The organism is Enterobacter sp. 22499, assembly GCF_052044815.1.
Taxonomy (GTDB): Bacteria; Pseudomonadota; Gammaproteobacteria; order Enterobacterales; family Enterobacteriaceae; genus Enterobacter; species Enterobacter bugandensis.
Window position 1 is genome coordinate 199604 of record NZ_JBQENR010000007.1, and the last position, 22936, is coordinate 222539.

The following is a 22936-nucleotide window of genomic DNA, read 5'->3' on the forward strand; positions in this document are numbered from 1 at the left end:
CTACGTGCGGCGGGAGAGTTTTTGTTTTGCCAGCCATACCGCGCCCAGCCTTCCCGCCTGGTTACCCAGCTCGCAGGGCAGAATGGGCACCTTGAGCGCCTCCCACTCCTCGAATCGCTGCAGGTACTTATCGAGCAGGAGATAGATTTTCTCCTGCTCGCTTACCCCGCCGCCAATCAGCACTGCCTGTGGATCGAACATCGAGATTACGCTGTAAACGCCGCGCGAGAGGCAATGGGCCCACTCCTCAATGGCCTCACGCAGATGCACGTCGCTCTCCATGCGTTTAAACAGCTCCTCGCCGTCAGGCATCTCTTCTTCTGATACGGCCAGCGCGCGGCGGCAGGCTTTCATCAGGCCGCTGGCCGACGCCACGTCATGCATGGGTTCGCCGTTATTACCGACGGGCAGCACGCCAAATTCGCCAGCGCGGTAATGCGACCCGCGATAAAGATCGCCTTCCATCACAATCCCGCCACCGATGCCCGTGCCGATGGTGATGCAGACGAAATGCTCGTAGTCCTTACCCGCGCCCTGCCAGCGCTCGCCCAGCGCCGCACAGTTGGCGTCGTTTTCCACGGTGACGGGAAGGTCGGTCAGCCCGGCGAAGAGTTCGCACAGGTTTTCGCCGTCGAGATAGTCGAGCGCGCCCGCTTTTGCCGCTTCGCCGCTGTGGTGGTTAATATGGCCGGGAAAGCTCACGCCGATACCGACAATGTCGTGTTCGTCCTGATACGCTTCAACTACCGCTTTCCACTTCTTTTTGAAGGTGTTTTTATCCTCAGGAGTATCGTACTCGTCCGTCGTCAGCTCCTTGCCATTTTCATCAATCACGCCGTGTTTGATGTGGGTTCCGCCTACATCAAAACCGATAAACAGCTGCATCGCATCGTTCCTCATGAGCCCTTGAGCTGTTAAGTATGGCTCAGTGGCAGAAACGAAACGTAAAGTACGGTAATCCGTGATACGGCTCGTAAACCCGTCACCCACTGGCGAGAAAACCGCCAGCCGGGACTACCCTTGTTGTACACCAACAGCAAGGAGACGGTCATGACAAACAATCCTCCCTCTTCGCGTATCCAGCCCGGCGAGTATGGTTTTCCCCTCAAGCTGAAGCCCCGTTATGACAATTTTATCGGCGGCGACTGGGTGGCCCCCGTCGACGGCGAATACTATTCCAACCTGACGCCCGTTACCGGCCAGCCGCTGTGCGAGATTGCCAGCTCCGGCAAGCGGGATATCGATCTGGCGCTGGATGCGGCGCACAAAGCGAAAGATAAATGGGGCCATACCTCCGTTCAGGAGCGCGCGGCCATTTTGTTCAAAATCGCCGACCGGATGGAGCAGAACCTGGAGCTGCTGGCGACGGCGGAAACCTGGGATAACGGCAAGCCGATCCGGGAAACGATGGCGGCAGACGTGCCGCTGGCTATCGACCACTTCCGCTATTTTGCCTCCTGTATTCGCGCGCAGGAGGGCGGAATAAGCGAGGTAGATAGCGACACCGTGGCGTACCACTTCCACGAGCCGCTGGGGGTCGTCGGGCAAATTATTCCGTGGAACTTCCCGCTGCTGATGGCGAGCTGGAAAATGGCGCCCGCGCTGGCCGCCGGGAACTGCATTGTGCTTAAACCGGCGCGTTTAACCCCGCTCTCTGTCCTGCTGCTGATGGAAATTGTTGCCGATCTTCTGCCGCCGGGGGTGATTAACGTGGTGAACGGCGCGGGCGGTGAGATAGGGGAATATCTGGCCACCTCAAAACGGATCGCTAAAGTGGCTTTTACCGGGTCGACGGAAGTGGGCCAGCAGATTATGCAGTACGCCACGCAAAACATCATTCCGGTGACCCTGGAGCTGGGCGGGAAGTCCCCGAACATCTTCTTCGCGGACGTGATGGAGGAAGAGGACGCTTTCTTCGACAAGGCGCTGGAAGGGTTTGCGCTGTTTGCCTTTAACCAGGGCGAAGTCTGCACCTGCCCAAGCCGCGCGCTGGTGCAGGAGTCCATCTACGAGCGCTTTATGGAGCGGGCCATTCGCCGCGTCGAGTCTATCCGCAGCGGTAACCCGCTCGATAACGTTACGCAGATGGGGGCGCAGGTCTCGCATGGCCAGCTTGAAACTATCCTCAACTACATCGATATCGGCAAGAAGGAAGGGGCGGATATCCTGACCGGCGGTCGCCGTAAGGTGCTCGGCGGGGATCTGCAGGAAGGGTATTACCTTGAGCCGACGATCCTGTTCGGGCAGAACAACATGCGCGTCTTCCAGGAGGAGATTTTCGGACCGGTGCTGGCGGTGACTACCTTCAAAACGATGGAGGAGGCGCTGGAGATTGCCAACGACACGCCGTATGGCCTGGGGGCGGGAGTCTGGAGCCGTAACGGTAATCTGGCCTATAAAATGGGCAGGGGTATACAGGCCGGGCGCGTATGGACCAACTGCTACCACGCCTATCCGGCTCACGCGGCATTTGGCGGGTATAAGCAGTCGGGCATCGGGCGTGAAACGCACAAGATGATGCTGGAGCATTACCAGCAGACGAAATGTCTGCTTGTCAGCTACTCCGATAAACCGCTGGGGCTATTCTAATCGCCCAGTTCAGGCCGTCCATGGACGGCCTGAGCAATTTGCTGGCGCAGACAGTTGAGGACACCATCCAGAACATATTGTACGCGCCAGGGCTGATATTCGCGCTTGCGGAAGATGGCGGTCAGATCGAGCCACCACTCTTCCTGATGCGGGAAACAGGGGACCAGCGTGCCTTGCGTTAATTCCTTCTTCAGGCTTTCTTTCGGCGCGAACACAATGCCAAGATTATTTCTTGCCAGCTCCAGGGCCGTCTGGGTATTGTCGCAAATATAGTTTCCGGTTACCCGATAATCATGCACATCATCACTGCCATGCATGCGAAAACGCCAGATGTTGGCGTCATCGACCAGCATGGAGTCGATCAGAATACAGGAGTGATTAATTAAATCTTCAGGTCCGGTTAAAGGATGTTTATTTAAATATTCCTGGGTTGCGAATGCAGTGACGGAATATTTTGCTAACACGCTGGCGACCAGACTTTCATCTTTTGGCTGAGCATAGGTAATTAAAATATCACAGTCATCCGGGAAGGACACACCTTCTGAATATTCGTTGCGGTCCAGGTTGTAGGTTTTCAGGGAAATGCGAATGTCCCCGATGTCCTTTATCTGGTGGATCACGTGGCGCGCGAGATAGGTCACAATGCCCGTTGGGGCGTAAATCGTGACTTTTCCACGCTTTTCATGCTTATAATCGGCAATGAAATTAATAAGTTGCGTGTTTTTGTCCAGCGTGGCGTCGACATAGGGGAGTAATGCTTCACCGAACTGCGTCAGAGCGAGCTGGCGGGTCGTGCGCTCAAAAACCTTAAGCCCAACCCGCGTTTCAAAATCCGAGAGATATTTACTGACGTTGGCCTGCGCCATGCCCAGCAGGGCGGCGGCATCACCAATGCTGTGGGTGGCTGCGATGACGGAGATTATTTTTAACTCGCGTGGCTTTAGCTGTAATTTATTCATCATGCGCACCCATCTATATGGTTTTATATATAATATTATATAAACTGCAGCGTTGCACAGGCAAATTTGTAACCATTATTATTCGCCCCGCTTATTTGGCGTATAAATGGATTACTTCACATGACTATTAAATACAATTTACTGATTGCTTCCACGTTATTTGCAACCTCTTCTGCAATGGCCGGTGATTTTTCACTTGGCGCGGGGGCCGTATTTAATGAGTCTCCTTATAAAGGCTATAACGAAAATACCACCGCGGTGCCGTTAATTAGCTATGAGGGCGATCGCTTCTATGTTCGTCAGACCACGGGCGGATGGATCCTGTGGAAAGACGCAAAAAATGAACTCAGCCTGACCGCATCCTGGATGCCGCTGCATTTTGATCCGGATGATAACGACGACCACCAGATGAAGCAGCTTGATGAGCGTAAAGCCTCTGCGTTCCTCGGCGGTGCGTACTACCGCCACGAAAGCTGGGGTTCTCTGAAAGTGGCGGTCTCAGGCGATGCCACGGATGAAAGCGGCGGCGTGGTGGGCGAGGTATCCTACTTCCGTCCAATCAGGATGGAGCGTTTGACCCTGACGCCTTCTGTCGGTGTTTTTTACAGCGACGAGAGCTATAACGACTACTACTACGGCGTATCCGGCAGCGAGTCACGCCGCTCAGGGCTGGATCAATACACCGCCGGTGACAGCTGGACGCCCTACGTTGGTCTGGTAGCTAAATATCAGTTAACCCAGAAGCTGTACCTCAACGCCAGCGCGGTCTACACCGTGTTGCCTGATGACGTGAAGAACAGCCCGATGATCGACCGCGATGATAGCTTCGCGCTAATGACCGGCCTGACCTGGCGCTTCTGATGCGGTAAAGCCGGGCGACGGCGTTGCCTTGCCCGGCCTACGATCTTGCCTGCATTTTTATCTGCAATACAACGTATTCCTTTTTCATTTCTCGATGCTTCTTCCTGTTCCGCCAAAACACGGCTGCACTAATGTTCCTTATGCGCTAATGTGATTCGACCCGATAGCAATGGTGTGTATCATGTGTATAATCATGGAAGGACTGGGATGTGAAAAGTGCGGATGTCATTACCGTTCTGATCGGCCACGGCTGGAAATGTGTCAGAACGAAAGGAAGCCATCATCAGTTTCGCCATCCCGAACAGAAAGGGCTGGTTACTGTCCCACATCCTAAGAAGGATATTAAACCGGGCACGCTCGCGCAGATATGGCGGCAGGCGGGAATTAAACACTGATATCAGGAGTAGTTATGTTTTATCCGGCTTACATTCATTCTGACACCGACGGTAGCGCCAGCGGCTTTTTTCCTGACGTTCCAGGCTGTTTTTTTGCAGGTGATTCCCTGGACGACGCTTTTCAGGATGCACGTGAGGCGCTCACCGCGCACTTCGAAGCGCTGTTTGAAATGGATGAAGCATTGCCTCTTCCGGGGAATGTCGAAGTGCACCTTGAAAATCACCCTGACGACTTCACGGGCGGGCAATGGTTGCTGGTGGATATTAATATGAGGCAGTTTGACGGCAGAGCCGAGCGTATCAACATCACGATGCCTCGACGTTTGCTGGTAAAGATTGATTCCTTTGTCAGCGAGCATCCTCAGTTCGGTAATCGAAGCGCATTTCTTGCTGAGGCAGCACGTCGCGTGCTGCCATAGCGTTCAACCTCTCCCGTGGGTGAGGGCAACAGACCGCCGCTATTCAGCCTTCATCCACCCATATCCGCATTTCCCCTTCTCCCCGGTTAGCCCAGCTAAACCACGGAATAAAGGTCAACGTCCGGGGCTGGCGCTGTACCGGCGAGCGGTCGTACTGCCACAGCGCATCCGTTTCCTTCATGTGACACCCAATTCCCTCTGTCTGTATCAGCATCTTATGCGCGAAAATGCCTTTGCCTTCATACACCCGGAACTCGCTATCTCGGGGCAAGGAGAGGTTATGCAGGTTGGCGCCGTTATCAGCTTCTTCCAGGCAGTAAACCAGCGGCCCGCGCTGTAGCGCGACTTTACCCGCCTGCTGGCGCACCTGGGGGTTACCGTACACGCGGCGGACCGGCATCGGTAGCGTCAGGGTCAGGGTGTCGCCTTCCTGCCAGCGGCGGTTGAGGTAGAGGTATCCGCGTGACACTTCACCGGTAATGGCTTCGCCATTCAGCGAAACGGCAGGCTCCGCGCACCAGTCCGGCAGCCTGAGTGCCAGCGTGTGGGTGACCGTAACCGGCGAGGTGATTTCAATCTTCACCTGCTCCTGCCACGGATAGTTACCGCTAATGCGCAGCTGTAGGGCGTTATCGCCCACCGGAATGGCGACGTCGTTCCCCACGTACAGGTTTATCAGCAGCGCATCCGGGCGAACGGTATAAATGTAGTGCCCCAGCGAGGTCAGCACGCGGGCGATATTCGGCGGGCAGCAGGCGCAGCCGAACCAGCGCTGACGCACCGGCTTCACGTGGTCATAGATATGGTTAAAGGCCAGCGTTTTCGGATGCACTTCCAGTGGATTGACATAAAAGAAATGCTTACCGTCCAGCGCCATCCCGCCCAGCACCGTGTTGTACAGCGCGCGCTCCATCACGTCGGCGTAGTGGCCGTCTGCCTCCATCTCCAGCATCCGGCGGGCGAACATCATCAGGCCGATTGAGGCGCAGCTTTCGGCGTAAACCGTATCGTTGGGCAGATCGTAATCGCTGCTGAACGCCTCGCCGCTGCTCTGCGAGCCAATCCCGCCGGTAATGTACAGCTGGCGCTGCGCCATGTTGTTCCACAGCCGCAGACAGTCCCGGCGTTTCCCCTCGTCGTTGCTCAGGCGCGCCAGATGCGCCATGCCCGCCATCAGATAGACGAAACGCACGGCATGGCCGATGGCCGTTTGTTGTTCCGCAAGGGGCAGATGCGCCTGGCTGTAGGCTTTGTCCTTGACCATCCACGCCGGACCATAGGTGTTCCAGTAAGATGTTTTGCCGCGCTTCTCGTATTCGCTATCGTAGAAGTGAGGCTGCGCGCCGCGTTCTTCAATAAAGTATTTCACCAGATTGAGATAACGCGGCTCCTGCGTGACGTCGTACAGCCGCATCAGCGCCAGCTCGATTTCCGGGTGACCAGGGTAACCGTGTAGCTGTGTTTCTCCCGGGCCAAACACGCTGTCGATATGGTCCGCCAGCCTGCACACCACGTCCAGCAGGCGACGTTTTCCGGTTCCCTGGAAATACGCCACGCCCGCTTCAATCATATGCCCGGCGCAGTACAGCTCGTGGCATTCGGCCAGATTCGTCCAGCGTTCCTCGGGGGCTTTTACCGTAAAGTAGGTGTTGAGGTAGCCATCTTCACACTGCGCTGCCGCGACCAGCTCAATCACCTCGTCGGCGGTTTTTTCCAGTGCTGCATCCGGCTTCTGGCACAGCGACCACGCCACGGCTTCGAGCCATTTCGCCACGTCGCTGTCCTGAAACACCATCCCGTAAAATTCCCCCTGTTCCAGCCCGGCCGCGATGCGGAAGTTGGCGATGGCGTGGCTGGGTTCGGCCTCCGCCACGCGGTCGTTTAGCGCATCCCACTGGTAAGGGATCACCACGTCACGGACCAGCCGTTGATATTGCCCGAGAAACGGATCGTTGATTTTCAGCTGGTGCAGGTCGGGTTCCATTATGAACATAGCGTTCTCCTCAGGACGGTACGTGACGCTGGCGCAGGTCGGTGGAAATGCGCGACATCATTGGGTTATTAAGCCTGCACCAGCGGATAGCGACCGCCAGCAGCAGGTGGAAAAGGGCAGGCAGCAGCGTCTCCATGGCGGTGATGCCCTGCAGTGAGGCTGGCGTCTGGTTGCCCGCGCCTGGCTGATAGGCCACGGCAATAAACACCAGGCTGATAATCCCGGCGCTGGATGCCCACGCAAGCTTGATGAAAAACAGGTTGAAGGCGAAGTTCATGCCCGACGAACGCACGCCGGTTTTCCACTCGCCGTAGTCATCGGCAAAAGCCATTAGCGAGAAGTGCAGCGGCAGGGTGAAGCCCAGGATCACGCCGTTGCTTAAAATGACGATCAGCCATAGCGTCTGGTGCGCCGGGCCACCCGGCAGAAACCACATGCCCACCGCAAGCGCAGCGAGCACCAGGTTGGTGTAGTAGTAGAGTTTGACGGTATCAATACGGCGCGACAGCGGGCTGACGATCACTGCGCCCAGAATAGCGGCAAAGGTCACCATGGTGAAAAACAGCGAGGTGTACGCCGTGCTGCCCTGAAGCACGTAAGTGATAAAGTACATATATCCACCGCCGCGAATGTTGAAGACGTTGATCAGCAGAAACGACATCAACAACATCAGCAGCAGCTGATCGTTTTTACGCAGGCCCGCCAGGTGCTCGCGCAGGGTGAATTTGCCCATCAGCGCCAGCGGAACGCGTTCGCGAACCCAGAAGAAGCAGCACAAGAACATCACCACGGCGATAGCGCACAGCACGCCAACGCCCAGTTGATAACCCTTCGCGGCATCGCCCTGACCCAGCTCCGCTACCAGCCACGGCAGGCCAACGGAGACCAGAAAGCCCGCCACGCCGCACAGCACAAAGCGCCAGGACTGGCAGGCGATCACCTCGTTGTGGCGGGTGGTCATGGTGTTGATCAGCGCGCAGTAGGGCACGTTGATGGCGGTATAGCCCACGGACAATAGCAAATAGGTGCCGAACGCCCAGGCGATTTTCACGCCCATGCTGGCTTCCGGAACGGTGAAGGTCATTACGCCGATAATGCCTATTGGGACGGCGACCCACAGCTGCCAGGGACGAAATCGGCCCCAGCGGCTCTGCGTGCGGTCAGCAATGACGCCCATCACCGGATCGGAAATGGCGTCAAACACGCGAAGGGCAATAAACAGCGTGCCCACCAGCGCAGGGGTGAGACCAAATACATCGGTATAGAAAAAGGTCAGAAAGTTCATGATCAGGCAGGTAATCACCGTGCCGCCCGCATCGCCCAGGCCGTAGCCCATTTTCTCGCGGACGGACAGCCGGTCATCGACTTTCTGTTTTGCAGCGTCTGCGTCTGTAATCGGTGTGGAAGTCATGAAGTAACTCCTCGGAGATCGAATTTATTATCGTATTTATGCTGGGTACCTCTTTATTCTGCATCGAACGGGAAGGCCAACAAGGGAAGGGAAAAGTATAAAAAGGTGACGATTCCGACCTGATGATAAAAATGTGATTCCGATCGGACAGATATTTTAATATTGATTAATAATCAACGGGTAAGTCGAATATTAACGACAATAAAAGCGGAATGGTGAATATCCATGCTCGAATTATCCATAGCGCTTCCGGTTAAGGTTCAAAATGGCGGGCTATTTATCTCCCGCGGAGTGGGCCGCCACCCTGCGCGAAAATTAACATCGTGGGAGGTTATTTTTGTCGAAAAAGGGACTTTAACGATCCAGGAAGAAAATCATGTTTTTGATGTTAATGCGGGAGAGAGTTTGTTGCTCTGGCCGCAGCGTCGGCATGTGGGCGTGGAGGATTTCCCGGCGGACCTGCGCTTTTACTGGCTGCATTTTGAGGTGGAGCCGCAAGATCTAACGTTACCCAACGCTGCTCCTCTGGCAATAGAACAACACTGCCGCGTAAGGGATGCGGAATATGTGATTGCGCTCTTTCGTCAATTCCTCAGCGAGCAGGAGAAATTACGGCGAAGCCTGGCGCTGGAGATGATTTTATTATTGATTTTACAGCAGGTGTCAAACTCTTCAGGATATGAAGACAGCGCAGATCAGGCCGGCGCGGCGATGGCATGGAAGGCAAAACAGCTTATTCGCACGCAGTTTCATTTACCGATATCCACCTCGCAGCTGGCAAAAGCGTTGCACTGTAATGCAGATTATCTCGGGCGCGTCTTTCGCCGGACTTTCCATTTAACCCTGACGGAGGCGATACATCGCCAGCGCGTCAGGGCGGCGGAAAAACTCCTGCTCAACGACGCTGCGTCATTAACCGAGGTCGCAGCGCGCTGCGGCTTTAACGACGTGGGATATTTCCGACAGATATTTTCGAAGCATACCGGGTTAACCCCCGCCGTCTGGAAACGGCGGTACTGTAAAGAGCATATTAATTCCGGTTGATTACTGCCCGTAATAGGCGTTCGCCCCGTGCTTGCGCAGATAATGCTTGTCCAGCAGCGCCTGCTGCATAGCCGGTAACTGTGGTGCGAGCTGGCGTGAGAACAGGCCCATATAGGCGCACTCTTCCAGCACGACGGCATTGTGGACCGCATCGGCAGCGTCTTTGCCCCAGGCGAACGGGCCGTGGGAGTGAACCAGTACCGCCGGGACCTGCATTGGGCTGAGATCGCGCTCCTCGAAGGTTTTAATGATCACTTCGCCCGTCTGGTATTCGTATTCCCCGGCAATTTCTGCCGTGGTCATCAGCCGCGTGCAGGGGATCGCTCCGTAGAAATAGTCTGCGTGCGTCGTGCCCCAGGCGGGTAAATCCTGTCCCGCCTGCGACCAGATGGTGGCGTGGCGGGAATGGGTATGTACGATGCCGCCAATCTCCGGATAACGGCGATACAGTGCCAGATGGGTTGGTGTGTCAGAGGAGGGTTTTTTACTGCCTTCGACCACCAGGCCGGTGGCAATGTTCACCACCACCATATCCTCCGCCGTCATCACGTCGTACTCCACGCCGGACGGCTTGATGACCATCATACCGCTTTCGCGATCTATTGCGCTGACGTTGCCCCAAGTAAAGGTCACCAGCTGGTGGGCTGGCAGCGCCAGGTTTGCCGCCAGTACCTCGGTTTTGAGTTGTTCTAACATGTCATGCCTCCTTCCTGCATACGGGCTTCAATCCAGCGGCGTGCCTGGATAATCTCCAGCACCGGCTCTTTGGCTTTTTCGGTCCACATTTCAATCAGAAACGCGCCGCGATAGTTCAGCTTATTCAGCGTGTTAAACACGCCGACAAAATCGACGCAGCCATCGCCAAACGGTACATCGCGGAACTGTCCGGGGCTTTGCGCGGTAACGGGTTGGGTATCTTTCAGGTGAATAGCCGCAATGCGGTCAATGCCCAGCGTCAGCTCGGCGGTAACGTCGTTACCCCACGCGCTCAGGTTGCCAACGTCCGGGTAAACGCTGAACCACGGCGAGGCGAGCATGCTGTCCCACTTTTTCCACTTGCTGATGGAATTCATAAATGCGGTATCCATGATCTCGACCGCCAGCATCACCTGTGCGGCGGCGGCCTGCTCGACGGCCCATGCCAGTCCTTCGGCAAAACGTTGTTGAGTACCTTCATCGTGCTCTTCGTAATAGACGTCATAACCCGCAAGCTGAATGGTGCGAATACCTAAGTCGCGTGCCAGCCTGATGGCTTTGGTCATGATCTCACGGGCGCGCTGGCGCACCGTTTCGTCGCGGCTGCCGAACGGGAAGCGACGGTGGGCAGACAAGCACATAGAAGGGATAGACACCCCGGTTTCCAGCATCGCTTCAACCAGAGAGGCGCGCTGCGTGGTACTCCACTCAAGGCGCGATAAACGCTCGTCGGTTTCATCAACCGACATCTCAACGAAATCGAATCCGCAGCTCTTCGCCAGGACCAGGCGTTCCGGCCAGGAGAGATCTTTCGGCAGCGCTTTTTCATAAATACCTAACGGATGCTGACGCATGGTTACGCTCCCCAGATATCGCGGATTTGCGAATGGAATGCCTGTGCCACCTGCGGCGGATTATCCGCGCCCGCCAGCGCGCGCCCGGCGATAAACGCTTTGACGTTGATTTGCTTAAACAGGGGGAGATCGGCAGGCGTGATGCCGCCGGTAATCGAAAGCTGTAAACCGATATCCGAGAGGGCTTTCATTCTGGCGAGATCCGCCTCGCCCCACTGCTGACCGCTGGCCTGCGCGTCTCTTCCCCGGTGGTATATCGCCTGTTTTACGCCGATACGTTGCCATGCGCGCGCGTCGTCCAGCGTCCAGTTACCAAAGAGCTCTATCTGGATTTCTCCTCCGCAGCGCAGTGCCACCTCGTGGCCTCGCTCAACGGTCGCCAGCGGAGCGGCGCAGATAATGGTCATCCAGTTCGCGCCCGCGCCAAACGCCTGTTCTGCCAGCGTCTCTCCGGCATCGGCCACTTTCCAGTCCGCCACGATAATTTTCTCCGGGCACTGTTTGCACAGCGCGCGGACGGCGCTTAGTCCTTCGGTCAGACATAAAAGGGTACCGGCTTCGACGATATCGACGTGATCCACAAGCAGGGCAACATCGCGCTGCGCGGCCTGAAGTGAGGTGTGATCGAGCGCCAGCTGCAGTAATGGTCGGCTCATAGGTCGTGCTCCTTAACCTGGGCGTGATAGCCCTGTAATGCTGAAATCAGTAACTGATAGCGGTGATATTTGCGTTGATAGGCCGCATGGGCGTCCATGTCGGGTTCAATCACCCGGATGTCATGTTTAAGGGCGCGTTGCGCCGTGTGGAAATCGGGATAGATGCTTGTACCGACCAGTGCGGCCAGCGCTGCACCGGAACAGCCAGTCTCTTCTACCTGGGGTAATTGAATTGTCAGACCGCTGACGTCCGCAAGCATCTGCATCCACACGTCCGAATGGGCCGGGCCACCCGTGACGCGCAGTGCCTTCACCTCGGTAAAGCGCTCAAGCATGCGGTTAAGATGGGTCATGTGGCTGAATACCACGCCTTCGTAAACCGCCTGCAGCAGGTGCGCGCGGGCGTGTAGCGCCTGCATGCCGTAGAAACCGCTGGTCATCTCCAGACCCGCGTTGCTGCCGTAGAGGAAGGGCAGGAAAATCAGATCGCTTCCGGCTTTTGGCAGACCGGCGACGGCATGGTTGATTTCATCGAATGACATATCGCCCCACTGCGCGGTGAGCCACTCCAGGTTGCCGGAGGAAGTCGGGCTGGCTTCGTGAACGATGTACTGCTGCGGATGAACGTAGCGGCCATAGACGTAGGGAAACGGCTCGCTGTCGCGAATGCCATGCGCAATCCCGCTGGTGACGGCCCAGGTGCCCATTACGGCATTCAACGTATGTTCGTCGTGTAGCCCGGCGCAGATCGCGGTGGAAACCACGTCAAACAGTCCACCAACGACGGGCGTACCCGCCGCGAGACCGGTCAGGGCGGCTGCCTGAGCGGTGATTTCCCCGCAAATTTCTGCTGAACCGACAATCGGCGGCAGGGCGCCGTCAATTTCGCTGATACCGAGCCAGCGTGTGAGCTGTGGGTCGTACTGGCCGGTATTCATATTGTAGAGATTGGACTCCGAAATGTTGCTCTCTTCGCAGGCTTTGGTGCCGGTGAGGCACCAGCGAAGATAATCGTGCGCCATCATCACGCAGCCAATTTTCTCGAAGCGCTGAGGCTCATTCTCTTTTACCCAGCGCAGAAGCGAGGCCGGATGCCCGGTCCACAGCGTCTGGCGCGTATGCGGATAGAGTTTTTCTGGAATGCCGTCCTGCTGCCAGCGTTGCACAATCTCCAGCGCCCGGCGGTCAGAAGAGAGCATGGCGTTGCCCAGGGGCCGATCCTGTTTATCGAGTAGAAACAGTCCTTTGCCCTGAGCAGAAATGCCGACGCCTTTGATCTGCTCTCCGTCTACGCCTGAACGTTTGAGCAGCGTGGCGACGGTAGCGTGGCAGTGCTGCCAGAGCTGGTGCATATCCCGCTCCGCATAGCCTGCGCGTGGGCTGAGCGTGGCAACCGAGCGACGTTCGATACACATTTCCTTTCCCTGGCGGTTGTATAACCCGGCTTTCAGATAAGTACCGCCACAATCGATACCCAGCCAGAAGGGCTCTTTTTCACTCATCTTCATCTCACTTATTCGCCGGGTGGCGCTTCGCTTACCCGGCCTACGGTTCGGTTTAGTGGGTTGGGTGAGGGCATCAGGCCGCACGTTTATGCGGATTCACCGTGGGATTAGGTTCTGCTCCGGCATCACATTTCGCTGGCAACAGCAGTGCCAGCAGCGCCGCCAGTGCCAGAGAAATCGCCAGGCAGTAAACTCCCGCATCTTTGCTGTACAGCGTTATCAGTACGCCTACCGCATAAGGGCCGCAGAATCCGCCGAGGTTACCAAGCGCATTGATCACACCGCGCGCACCGCCTGCCATTTCGGCGCTAAACAGACGTGCAGGAATCGTCCAGAACACCCCAGCGGCGGACTGCAGGAAGAATCCGCAGCCGACCAACGCGGCATAGGCCAGCCAGGTGTTTGCCTTCAGCGCCACGGAGAGGAACATGCAAAGTGCGAAGCCAATCAGCGGCAGGGAGACAAACAGCTTGCGCTTGCCGGTGCGGTCAGAAAGCGTAGAGAACAGGAACATCCCCGCAATGGCACCGATGTAAGGCAGAATGGCGAGCACCCCTACCTGGCCGATGCTGGTGTGCGTCAGCTCTTTCAGGATGGTGGGCAGCCAAAGGGTATAACCGTAAATCCCGGTCTGGTAGAAGAAGTTCAGGGCGATTAATTGCCACATGGTTTTATCGGAAAGTACGGCGCTCAATGAGGCATTTTTCACCTCTTTTCCGGCGATGGCCTGCTGTTCAGCGGCCAGCGTTTGCACCAGATAGTTTTTCTCGGCCTCTGAGATCCAGCGTGCTTCCTGCGGACGGTCGTAAACGGTGAACGCCCACAGCACCAGCACCACTATGGACATCAAACCTTCAATGATAAAAAGCCAGCGCCAGTCGAGCGCGGTAATAATCCAGCCAGAAAGTGGCGCGGTGATGATCCCGGCAATCGGCACGAACATGATCACAATCGCGTTGGCGCGGCCACGTTCGGCATCCGGGAACCAGTTGCTTATCATCGTTAACACAACGGGCAGCATCCCGCCTTCCGCCACGCCGAGTAAGAAGCGCAGCACCAGCAACTGATACTGGTTAGTGACAATACCGGTCAGGACTGAGATGACTGCCCAGGCGACCAGGGACCAACCGATAAACTTCTTGCCGCTACCATGAACAGCAATCTTGCCGCCCGGAACCTGCAGGAACAGATAGCCGATAAAGAAGATCCCGCCTGCCAGGCCTGCCATGGTGGCGGAAATACCCAGTTCTTCATCCATACCTCCGGGCATCGCAAAGGCGATATTTACGCGGTCCATGTAAGAGATAATGCAGGCGATAAGAATAGGTGGAATGATTCTTAGCCAGCGCTGGCGCGGAATATCCGCATGTAGAGCATTCGTTGAAATATTCATAGTTAATGTCTCTGTGAATGTAATCGGAATATGTTTTTATTTTTATTGTGTCGCTTTATTCATAGCGCTAATGCCGTCACGCAAAATGGCGATGCGATGGCTGACATCAGCATTAGCATTTATTTCCAGTAATTTAATACCGGAGAATTTCAATGTTGCGGCGCTCGCCGCAGTAAAGAGTGATGTAGCCTGTTCAGTCGTCATTAAACTGTCGGCACAGAACGAAGAAAACGGCGCGTGCAGATCCTGCCACTCGCCATATTCGCCGCGTGTGGTGGTGCCAGAGAACATCAGCGCGCCCAATTTTCCGGCTTTACATGCGGCCTGAACGTGTTCAAGCGGAACGGTGGAATTACGGCCTTCAATGGCCGACCGTGCCCAGTTGATGCAGACGCTGATGTCGGTTCCGTTTACCACCTCCAGCACCTGTTCTAAGGGTAAAAAACCTTTACGCGGTGCAGGTCCGGTCATGGCATCGCAGTGTTCCAGCACCAGATCGCAGGACCAGTTCCAGCTCACAATTTCGCGGATTGAGCGGGAGAATGCCTCGGTGGCCTGTTCGACGGATGCATTCCCGGCCTGCGGCGCCGCCTGCATCTCCAGGGCTATGACTTTTCCCGGAAAACGCACATTTACAGCGTCAATTTTCTGGTGTAGATGCCGGTAAAATTCAACGCATGCTTTACGTTGTTCTTCGTCTGCTGATGCCAGACCAAATGCGCCGTTCGTGCCACGACGGCGCATGGTTTCCATCACCGCCGTGACCACGATTTGCCACTCGTCCGGCGTATGACGGAACAGCCACTCGTCACCGAAAGGATGAAGGTTTTCCAGGCAAGGTTGTTCCAGCCCGCGTATGTACGGTGTGTCGGAAAGTTCCCGCCAGAAGGATTGTTCTTCTTGTTCCCCTTTCTGGTGAAACGAGGGTGCGCAGGGGTACGCACCAATAATAAAACCGGTGTTGGTCATTTCGCGTTCCTGTATTCGTCAGAAAATTACAATAATTCGCTGATTGCCACTTTCACCACAATTTTACGAATTACCGTTTCCTTGTTTTTAATACAGGCAGGACGATGAACATCCTGCGGGAAAAATATGGCATAACTGCCAGGTACCATTTCTATAAACGACTCATTTTCGCTGTCGTGATAAAAAATAATATCTCGCTGTTCCAGTAATGATTCGCTTATTTTGTTATTGCCGGTATCAATAGCGATACCGATTTTCTCTTCACCCCAGGCCAGAAACTGAATATCCAGATAGCGGCGGTGCACTTCAGGACGGTTTTCGTGTTGTTCCTTTGTGGTGAGGTCGAGCACCTGGGCAAAAATAGTGCGGCCTTCAATTTCCACCACGCCTGGCTCCAGGGTGGTGAAATCCGTGGTGCGCAGAAAATGAAGCGCTTTTTCAATCGCCAGCGGCAGGCGACACGGATTGGGCTGCGAAATATGTCCGAATATCATCATCCCCTCCTTACAGAGACTGGATTTTCGCCCATACGCTGTCGTCAATGGTTATGCCGTTGCGACGGTTCTCTTCCTGCAGACGCGTGAATTCATGTCCCGGCAAACGAACGGCAACATTCTCATCAGCGCGTTCGGCGGTAGTGATGAAGTCCATGATGCGTTGCAGTTTGGCATCGCGGGTTGGCCCGTCGATCAGGCGATCCACTTCAATAGCGATAAAGATCTGCGATACGCCATATTCGTCGCTGTTGTCCTGGGTCACTTCTGCGACGGAAGAGCCGTTAGAGAGCAGGGTAGCGATCATGTCGAGCACGATGGATAAGCCTGAACCTTTCCAGTAGCCCATCGGCAGAATACGGCGGTTTTTCTCAATCACGCCAGGCTCTCGGGTGAGATTGCCCTCGTCGTCAAAGCCGCCATCTACAGGCAACTCGCGCCCGGCCAGGCGGTTCACTTCCAGCATGCCGTAGGAGAACATCGACATCGACATGTCGACCATGGTGATAGGATTCGACGGGATAGCGACGATCAGCGGGTTTGTGCCGATGCAGCATTCTTTTGATCCCCACGCAGGCATTACTGCAATGGAGTTGGTCCAGCAAATTCCAATGTAACCTTTCTCAGCCGCCTGCCAGCCGTAACTGCCGCCGCGCATCCAGTGGTTGGCGTTACGCAGCGCCACCAGGCCGATACCGTGGTCGGATGCCAGTTCGGTAGCGCGATCCATCATCTTTTTCGCCGTCAGGTTGCCGATGGAGCGTCGGGCATCCCACTGTTCGATGGCACCCAATGAGGTCACCCGTTGTGGCTGGGCGTCAGGGATGATGTCGCCCGCATCCAGTTGCTGAATAAAACGCGGGAAGCGGTTTACGCCATGCGAGTAGACACCGGACTCGGTGGTGCGGGCAAACATCTCTGCGCAGGCATCGGCAGTCTCCACTTTTATGCCGCGATCGAGCAGAACCCGATTGAACGCCGCTTTCAACTCTTCGAAGGTCACTTTCATCCCTGTTCTCCTGTTTTTTAGGGGCAAGTGCGAACGCTTTTTTATCGTTAAATTTCACTATGCGAAATCTGATTTCAAATATAACGATCAATTTTTATCAGATCAACGACATTCACGTTTTTCAAAAAGCATTAAAATCAACTGGTTGTGTTTTTTCTGTTGAGATCGTGAACTAAACCACACTTTGCGCTACCATCAGGAGCGCGATAAAAAGGAGCGATTTGATGAGCATGAAAGAGAGCGAAATAACGCAGGAAAAAGAGAGGCCAGCGGGCAGCCAGAGCCTGTTTCGCGGCCTGATGCTGATTGAGATCCTCAGCAACTACCCGAACGGGTGTCCGCTTGCGCATTTATCGGAACTGGCAGGTTTGAATAAGAGCACCGTCCACCGGTTACTCCAGGGTCTGCAGTCGTGCGGGTACGTTACCCCGGCGCCAGCGGCGGGCAGCTATCGTTTGACCACTAAATTCATTGCTGTCGGGCAAAAGGCGCTGTCATCGCTCAACATTATTCACGTGGCGGCCCCGCATCTTGAGGCGCTGAACATTGCCACTGGCGAAACGGTAAACTTTTCCAGTCGGGAAGATGACCACGCGATCCTAATTTATAAGCTCGAGCCGACAACCGGCATGCTGCGTACGCGTGCTTACATCGGACAGCATATGCCGCTCTATTGTTCTGCAATGGGCAAGATCTATATGGCCTTTGGTCATCAGGATTACGTGGCCAGCTACTGGCAAAGCCATCAGGAACAGATTCAACCGCTGACGCGCAATACCATCACTGAACTGAGTGCTATGTACGATGAGCTGGCGGAAATTCGCGATCGCAGCATGGCAATGGATAAAGAAGAGAACGAGCTGGGTGTCTCCTGTATCGCCGTGCCGGTGTTTGATATTCATGGTCGCGTGCCGTATGCGATCTCCATTTCGCTGTCGACGTCCCGCATGAAGCAGGTTGGCGAGAAAAACCTGCTCAAGCCTCTGCGCGAAACGGCAGAGGCGATATCAAAAGAGCTGGGTTTTAACGTGCGTGAGGGGTAGCGTGTTACTGGCTGCCTTCGTGCCACGCTTTTTCAATTTCTTCGGCGAGAATTTTGATGCCCGCTTCGATTTTTGCCGGATCGGGCACGTAGTTCATGCGCATGCACTGGTGGGTGTGCGGCCATGGCTTATCCAGACCCGGGAAGAAGTAATCGCCCGGCACCATCAGCACGCCACGCTTTTTCAGTCGCTGATAAAGCAGTTCTGTAGTGATCGGCAAATCCTTAAACCACAGCCACAGGAAAATCGCGCCTTCAGGTTTGTGGATCAGGCAGCGTTCTTCCGGTAAGTAGCGGCGAAGCGTCGCAATCGTCTCCTGAACGCGCTGGTAATAGAACGGTTTGATGACTTCATTAGACAGACGCAGCAGGTCGTTGCGCTTGATCATTTCGCACATCATCGCCGGACCGATACCGCCCGGTGAAAGGCTGATAATGCCGTTCATATTGGTAATGGCGGTGATGATTTTCTCGTTGGCGATGATGATGCCGCAGCGGCTGCCCGGCAGACCCAGCTTGGAGAGGCTCATGCACAGGACAATGTTCGGGTTCCACAGCGGACGTGCTTCGCTGAAGATAATGCCCGGGAACGGCACGCCGTAGGCATTGTCGATCACCAGCGGGATGCCGTGCTGGTTCGCCAGGACATCCAGCTTCATCAGTTCGTCGTCGGTAATCACGTTGCCCGTTGGGTTCGTCGGGCGCGATACGCAGATCATCCCCGTCTCTTCACCAATATGCAGGTGTTCAAAATCGACGTGATATTTGAACTGGCCTTCCGGCAGCAGCTCGATGTTCGGGCGCGCGGAGACGAACAGATCCTCTTCCAGGCCGGAATCAGCATAGCCGATATACTCCGGTGCCAGCGGGAACAGCACCTTTTTGGTGGTGCCGTCGGCACGACGCCCTGCGAAGAGGTTAAACAAGTAGAAAAACGCGCTCTGGCTGCCGTTTGTTAGTGCAATATTCTGTGGTTCGATATCCCAGCCCAGCTCTTCACGCAGCATTTTGGCAAGGAGAGTCAGTAGCTCGGTTTTACCCTGCGGACCGTCGTAATTGCAGAGCGCATCGGTCGCTTTGCCGTTTTCCAGCATCTGCGCGAGCAGCGTCTGGAAATAGGTTGTCATCTCCGGAATTTGCGCCGGGTTTCCGCCGCCGAGCATGATGGCGCCCGGTGTGCGCAGCCCGTCGTTGAGGTCCTCCATCAGGCGAGTAATGCCTGAATGGCGGGTGAATTTGTCGCCAAAAAGTGAAAACGTCATAGCAGGTGTTCTATCGAGCTTATTTTGAAAGTGGGTAACCATAACGCTAGCACTGTGCTGGTGCAAATCGGGAGATGTGGTCGGATTTGTTGTTTTGTATGGTCGAGAGGGATTTGTGTAGTGAATAGTTCTGTTGGGTTTCACCCCTCACCCCGGCCTTCTCCCCATGCGGGGAGAGGGCCAGGGTGAGGGGGGGATAATTATTGATTACCCGCCCATACCACCATCACCTTATCGCCCTTATGCTCGCGCACGAAGCCGTACCCCTCTTTCAGCGACAGCGTGGTTTGCTTGCCTTCACCGATCGCCGGATGGCGGGCGCGGAACTGGCCCAGCGTTTGCCAGTGGGCGACGGTTAAGGCCTGCTTGCCCGTCACGTCCTGCCAGTTCATATCCGAGCGGGTACCCTGCAGCGGGTCAGACCCCGTCGGGCCAAACGGACGCTCGGATTCATCACCGTAATAGATTTGTACGCTGCCCGGTGCCAGCAGGAGCAGCTCCGCAGCGCGCTGGCCTCCTTCGCGGAACAGGCGTGTGTCATGGGAGGAGAGATAGCTCAGCACGTTGAAGCTTTGCAGCTTTTCCGCCATCTGCTGCCAGGTGAGATCCATATCGGCCAGGCAATCCACCGCTTTTGCCGCCTGCTCCTGATAATCAAAGTTGATCATCGCGTCGAAACCGTGGCGGTAATAGTCGCTTTGCATCACTCCGTGACCCCAGGACTCGCCGGTCATCCAGAACGGTGCGTTATCGAGCTTTTTGTCCGGGTTGGCCCCTTTCCACGCGGCCAGCGCCTGACTAGCCTGGTCCTTTAACTGTTGCCAGGCCGCAAGCTCGACGTGCTTCGCGGTATCCACCCGGAAACCGTCAATGCCGTAGTCGCGCACCCACTGGCTGAGCCAGTGGGTGAGATAGTCGCGCGGGGTATATCCCGGGATGGCTTTCGCGTGGGTATCGGGCTTATGCTGATAAAAGTTGGGTAATCCGGAAGGGGCGGTGGATTCCGTTTTCAGATCCGGTAGGAACGCCAGCGACATGGTTAAATCGTCGAAGCCGGGGTTGTCGTAATCACCAATGTCGGTGCGGATCCATTTCTTGCCCCACCATTTTTCCCATGCGGCTTTGTCGCTAAAGTTGATGTAATCGTTGAAGCTATGCCAGCTTTGGCCCGCGCCCGGCTTCCAGTCCGTCCAGCGGTCGCCCAGGGTCTTTTTCAGCTCATCACCCTGCAGATACAGCGCGCCAAACTGGTACTCCTGCATGTCCGCAAGTGTCGCGTAGCCCGCGTGGTTCATGACGATATCGAACAGGATGCGAATGCCGCGCCTGTGCGCTTCATCAACAAGATGGCGCAGATCATCCTCGGTGCCCATGTTGGCATCGAGCTTCGTCCAGTCCTGGGTGTAGTAGCCGTGATAGGCATAGTGTGGGAAGTCCCCTTTGGTGCCACCGCCTACCCAGCCGTGGATCTGCTCAAGCGGGGAACTTATCCAGAGCGCGTTCACCCCCAGCTGCTGTAAATAGTCGAGCCTGCTGGCGAGCCCTTTAAGATCGCCACCGTGGAAGGTGCCAATCTCCTGCATGCCGTCTTTGTGGCGACCGTAGCTGTTGTCGTTGCCCGGGTCGCCATTCACAAAGCGGTCGGTTAGCACAAAATAGACGGTGGCGTTCTGCCAGCTAAACGGCGCTGGTTTGTCGGTTTCGGCGCGCTCAAGCAGCAGCAGGCCACCACTGCTGGCGGCTGGCTGCAGGGTTATGTTTCCGTTCTGCACCGTCGCGGTCTGTTTGCTGTAGAAATCACGCACCACGGTGCCTTCCGGGAAGGTATGGCTGACGTCCAGCGTCAGCGGTTTACCGTCCCACTTCGGGCACTGGCGGATAACGCTTGCAACCGGCTGTTCTGCGGTGCTCTGAATTGTCAGCAGCAGCGTGGGCGTGCCGGATCGGGTATCAATCCGCATCTGGTATTCACCGTCGCGGAAAAGGCGCCACTGCGGCGGAGACCCGTCGCAGGGCTTGAGCGACAGCATCTCATTGAGTTTTATCGCCTCCGAAGGCTGCCAGCACGTCTTGTCAAAACCCAGCGTCAGAGGACGCGTACCCTTCGCAAGCTTTGCCTGGCTGGTGAAAACCCCGGTGCCTTCGGCGCGAAATGCGTCAAACCCCGGCGATGACCAGTCGGCATGTGCCAGAGCGGGTAACATCAGAAAAGCTAATGCGGTGCGTTTCATTCCATTTTCCTGTCGCGGCATTTTTGACCAGTGTGCCATCAGGTTGTGGTTAAAAACTCATCCCCCATCGCTTTCTGTCGGGAGGATCTGTGAGGATGAGTGATCCCGCGCGAAATGAGACAGTTATCTGCGATATCGCACACATTTTTTCAGGAATGATGTTTTTATGAGCAAGTTTCAGGTGACATAGTTTCGGATTTGGACTATTTCTATACGTGCTCTTGAAGTCTATTTTTGATATGATTTGAGATTCCGCTCTCAAATTTGTGAAAAAAATAAGGTGTTGGGATGATTACATCCGACCAGGAGACCTAATGATATCGACTCCCATTCGACGATATGGGGCCGCGATACTCATGTTACTCACCACGACATTTTCGGGTGGGGTGCTTGCGAAGACGCACACGGATACAACGAGTAAGAAAGCCCACGTAATAAAGACGACAAGTAGTAAGGTTAGCAGTAAACAAGAGTATTCTCGCAATAGTGCAAAGAGTAGTTCACTTCCTGATTTGCGAAAATACCCTTCCGGAACACCAAGAAAAAAAGCGTTTCTCCGGACGGTAATGCCTTACATAACAAGTCAAAATGCCGCGATTACGGCGGATCGTAACTGGTTAATTTCAAAACAGTACGATAGCCGCTGGTCGCCGTCTGAACGCGCGCGTCTGAAAGACATCACGAAGCGCTACAAACTGAGCTGGAACGGTAACACGCGTCGCGTACCGTGGAATGCTCTCCTTGAGCGTGTGGACATTATCCCAGGCAGCATGGTAGCGACCATGGCAGCAGCCGAAAGCGGCTGGGGAACGTCTAAGCTTGCGCGTAATAACAACAACCTGTTCGGCATGAAATGTGCGAAAGGGCGTTGTAATAATGCGCCCGGCAAAGTGAAGGGCTATTCTCAGTTTGAATCAGTAAAAGATTCCGTGAATGCTTACGCGGTAAATCTTAATACGCACCCGGCCTACTCATCGTTCCGTAAATCACGCGCTCAGTTGCGTAAAGCGGATCAGGAAGTAACGGCCAGCGCAATGATTCACAAGCTAAAAGGGTATTCGACGAAGGGAAATAGCTATAACAACTATCTGTTCGCTATGTACCAGGATAACCAGCGCTTAATTGCCGCCCATATGTAATCTCAAAAAAACGCC

21 protein-coding genes are annotated in these 22936 nt (G+C 55.4%); 7 read left to right on the forward strand and 14 right to left on the reverse strand.

All coding sequences use genetic code 11. From position 1 onward, the window contains the following. Complete coding sequence (locus ACTJI7_RS18965; protein ID WP_028015053.1) at positions 1–885, reverse strand: ROK family protein; 885 nt, start codon at positions 883–885, stop codon at positions 1–3. Positions 886–1050: 165 nt separating this feature from the next. Between ACTJI7_RS18965 and aldB the strand changes: the two genes are divergently transcribed. Beyond that, entirely contained in the window at positions 1051–2589 is a 1539-nt protein-coding gene (gene aldB / locus ACTJI7_RS18970) for an aldehyde dehydrogenase AldB (protein ID WP_041911639.1), read from the forward strand. On the opposite strand, the gene ACTJI7_RS18975 is transcribed toward aldB, so the two are convergent. After that, positions 2586–3551, reverse strand: coding sequence for a LysR family transcriptional regulator (locus ACTJI7_RS18975; protein ID WP_059357123.1), 966 nt, complete (start codon positions 3549–3551; stop codon positions 2586–2588). The genes aldB and ACTJI7_RS18975 overlap by 4 nt on opposite strands. Positions 3552–3668: 117 nt before the next feature. On the opposite strand from ACTJI7_RS18975, the gene ACTJI7_RS18980 reads away from it, so the two are divergent. The 3 genes from ACTJI7_RS18980 (at position 3669) to ACTJI7_RS18990 (ending at position 5223) form a co-directional block, all read left to right on the forward strand. Next, on the forward strand, positions 3669–4409 hold the full coding sequence (locus ACTJI7_RS18980) for a MipA/OmpV family protein (protein WP_402740596.1): 741 nt from the start codon (positions 3669–3671) through the stop codon (positions 4407–4409). 209 nt (positions 4410–4618) lie between these two features. Further along, on the forward strand, positions 4619–4804 hold the full coding sequence (locus ACTJI7_RS18985) for a type II toxin-antitoxin system HicA family toxin (RefSeq protein ID WP_041911637.1): 186 nt from the start codon (positions 4619–4621) through the stop codon (positions 4802–4804). Between the two features lie 14 nt (positions 4805–4818). Then, positions 4819–5223: a type II toxin-antitoxin system HicB family antitoxin gene (locus ACTJI7_RS18990; RefSeq protein ID WP_045630266.1), complete on the forward strand. Its 405-nt coding sequence runs from the start codon at positions 4819–4821 to the stop codon at positions 5221–5223. Between the two features lie 43 nt (positions 5224–5266). On the opposite strand, the gene ACTJI7_RS18995 is transcribed toward ACTJI7_RS18990, so the two are convergent. Together ACTJI7_RS18995 and ACTJI7_RS19000 are read right to left on the reverse strand one after the other, a co-directional pair. Further along, on the reverse strand, positions 5267–7216 hold the full coding sequence (locus tag ACTJI7_RS18995; protein WP_063155188.1) for a glycoside hydrolase family 127 protein: 1950 nt from the start codon (positions 7214–7216) through the stop codon (positions 5267–5269). 10 nt (positions 7217–7226) lie between these two features. Beyond that, positions 7227–8627 (reverse strand): MFS transporter, encoded by a 1401-nt coding sequence (locus ACTJI7_RS19000; protein WP_028015059.1) that lies wholly within the window; start codon positions 8625–8627, stop codon positions 7227–7229. Between the two features lie 225 nt (positions 8628–8852). Between ACTJI7_RS19000 and ACTJI7_RS19005 the strand changes: the two genes are divergently transcribed. Beyond that, a complete protein-coding gene (locus ACTJI7_RS19005) occupies positions 8853–9671 on the forward strand; it encodes a helix-turn-helix domain-containing protein (RefSeq protein WP_063155187.1) in 819 nt (272 codons plus the stop codon). Here ACTJI7_RS19005 and araD read toward each other — a convergent pair whose 3' ends face one another. The 8 genes from araD to yiaK form a co-directional block, all read right to left on the reverse strand. Continuing rightward, positions 9672–10367: an L-ribulose-5-phosphate 4-epimerase gene (gene araD, locus ACTJI7_RS19010; RefSeq protein WP_041911632.1), complete on the reverse strand. Its 696-nt coding sequence runs from the start codon at positions 10365–10367 to the stop codon at positions 9672–9674. Further along, a complete protein-coding gene (locus ACTJI7_RS19015) occupies positions 10361–11221 on the reverse strand; it encodes an L-ribulose-5-phosphate 3-epimerase (protein ID WP_045260035.1) in 861 nt (286 codons plus the stop codon). Before ACTJI7_RS19015 ends, araD begins: the two co-directional genes overlap by 7 nt. Positions 11222–11223: 2 nt before the next feature. After that, positions 11224–11877 (reverse strand): 3-keto-L-gulonate-6-phosphate decarboxylase UlaD, encoded by a 654-nt coding sequence (gene ulaD / locus ACTJI7_RS19020; RefSeq protein ID WP_063155186.1) that lies wholly within the window; start codon positions 11875–11877, stop codon positions 11224–11226. Beyond that, positions 11874–13379 (reverse strand): FGGY-family carbohydrate kinase, encoded by a 1506-nt coding sequence (locus ACTJI7_RS19025; protein WP_063155254.1) that lies wholly within the window; start codon positions 13377–13379, stop codon positions 11874–11876. Before ACTJI7_RS19025 ends, ulaD begins: the two co-directional genes overlap by 4 nt. A gap of 76 nt (positions 13380–13455) precedes the next feature. Continuing rightward, positions 13456–14775 carry an MFS transporter gene (locus tag ACTJI7_RS19030; RefSeq protein ID WP_041911629.1) on the reverse strand — a complete coding sequence of 440 codons (1320 nt, stop codon included), beginning with the start codon at positions 14773–14775 and terminating at the stop codon, positions 13456–13458. A 42-nt stretch (positions 14776–14817) separates the two neighbouring features. Beyond that, positions 14818–15744: a DUF4862 family protein gene (locus ACTJI7_RS19035; protein WP_045260032.1), complete on the reverse strand. Its 927-nt coding sequence runs from the start codon at positions 15742–15744 to the stop codon at positions 14818–14820. Positions 15745–15770: 26 nt separating this feature from the next. Further along, positions 15771–16238, reverse strand: a complete 468-nt coding sequence (locus ACTJI7_RS19040; protein WP_045630272.1) for a YhcH/YjgK/YiaL family protein — start codon at positions 16236–16238, stop codon at positions 15771–15773. Positions 16239–16248: 10 nt separating this feature from the next. After that, positions 16249–17247 carry a 3-dehydro-L-gulonate 2-dehydrogenase gene (gene yiaK, locus ACTJI7_RS19045; protein WP_041911626.1) on the reverse strand — a complete coding sequence of 333 codons (999 nt, stop codon included), beginning with the start codon at positions 17245–17247 and terminating at the stop codon, positions 16249–16251. A 224-nt stretch (positions 17248–17471) separates the two neighbouring features. Between yiaK and yiaJ the strand changes: the two genes are divergently transcribed. Continuing rightward, a complete protein-coding gene (gene yiaJ, locus ACTJI7_RS19050; RefSeq protein WP_041911625.1) occupies positions 17472–18290 on the forward strand; it encodes an IclR family transcriptional regulator YiaJ in 819 nt (272 codons plus the stop codon). 4 nt (positions 18291–18294) lie between these two features. Here yiaJ and avtA read toward each other — a convergent pair whose 3' ends face one another. Both avtA and ACTJI7_RS19060 read right to left on the reverse strand, forming a co-directional pair. After that, entirely contained in the window at positions 18295–19551 is a 1257-nt protein-coding gene (avtA, locus tag ACTJI7_RS19055) for a valine--pyruvate transaminase (RefSeq protein ID WP_048958461.1), read from the reverse strand. A 200-nt stretch (positions 19552–19751) separates the two neighbouring features. Continuing rightward, on the reverse strand, positions 19752–21782 hold the full coding sequence (locus ACTJI7_RS19060; RefSeq protein ID WP_063155185.1) for an alpha-amylase: 2031 nt from the start codon (positions 21780–21782) through the stop codon (positions 19752–19754). 314 nt (positions 21783–22096) lie between these two features. Between ACTJI7_RS19060 and ACTJI7_RS19065 the strand changes: the two genes are divergently transcribed. Beyond that, the gene (locus tag ACTJI7_RS19065) at positions 22097–22921 is read left to right on the forward strand and encodes a protein bax (RefSeq protein ID WP_045630274.1); all 825 of its coding nucleotides are present in this window, start codon (positions 22097–22099) and stop codon (positions 22919–22921) included. Positions 22922–22936 lie beyond the last annotated feature (15 nt).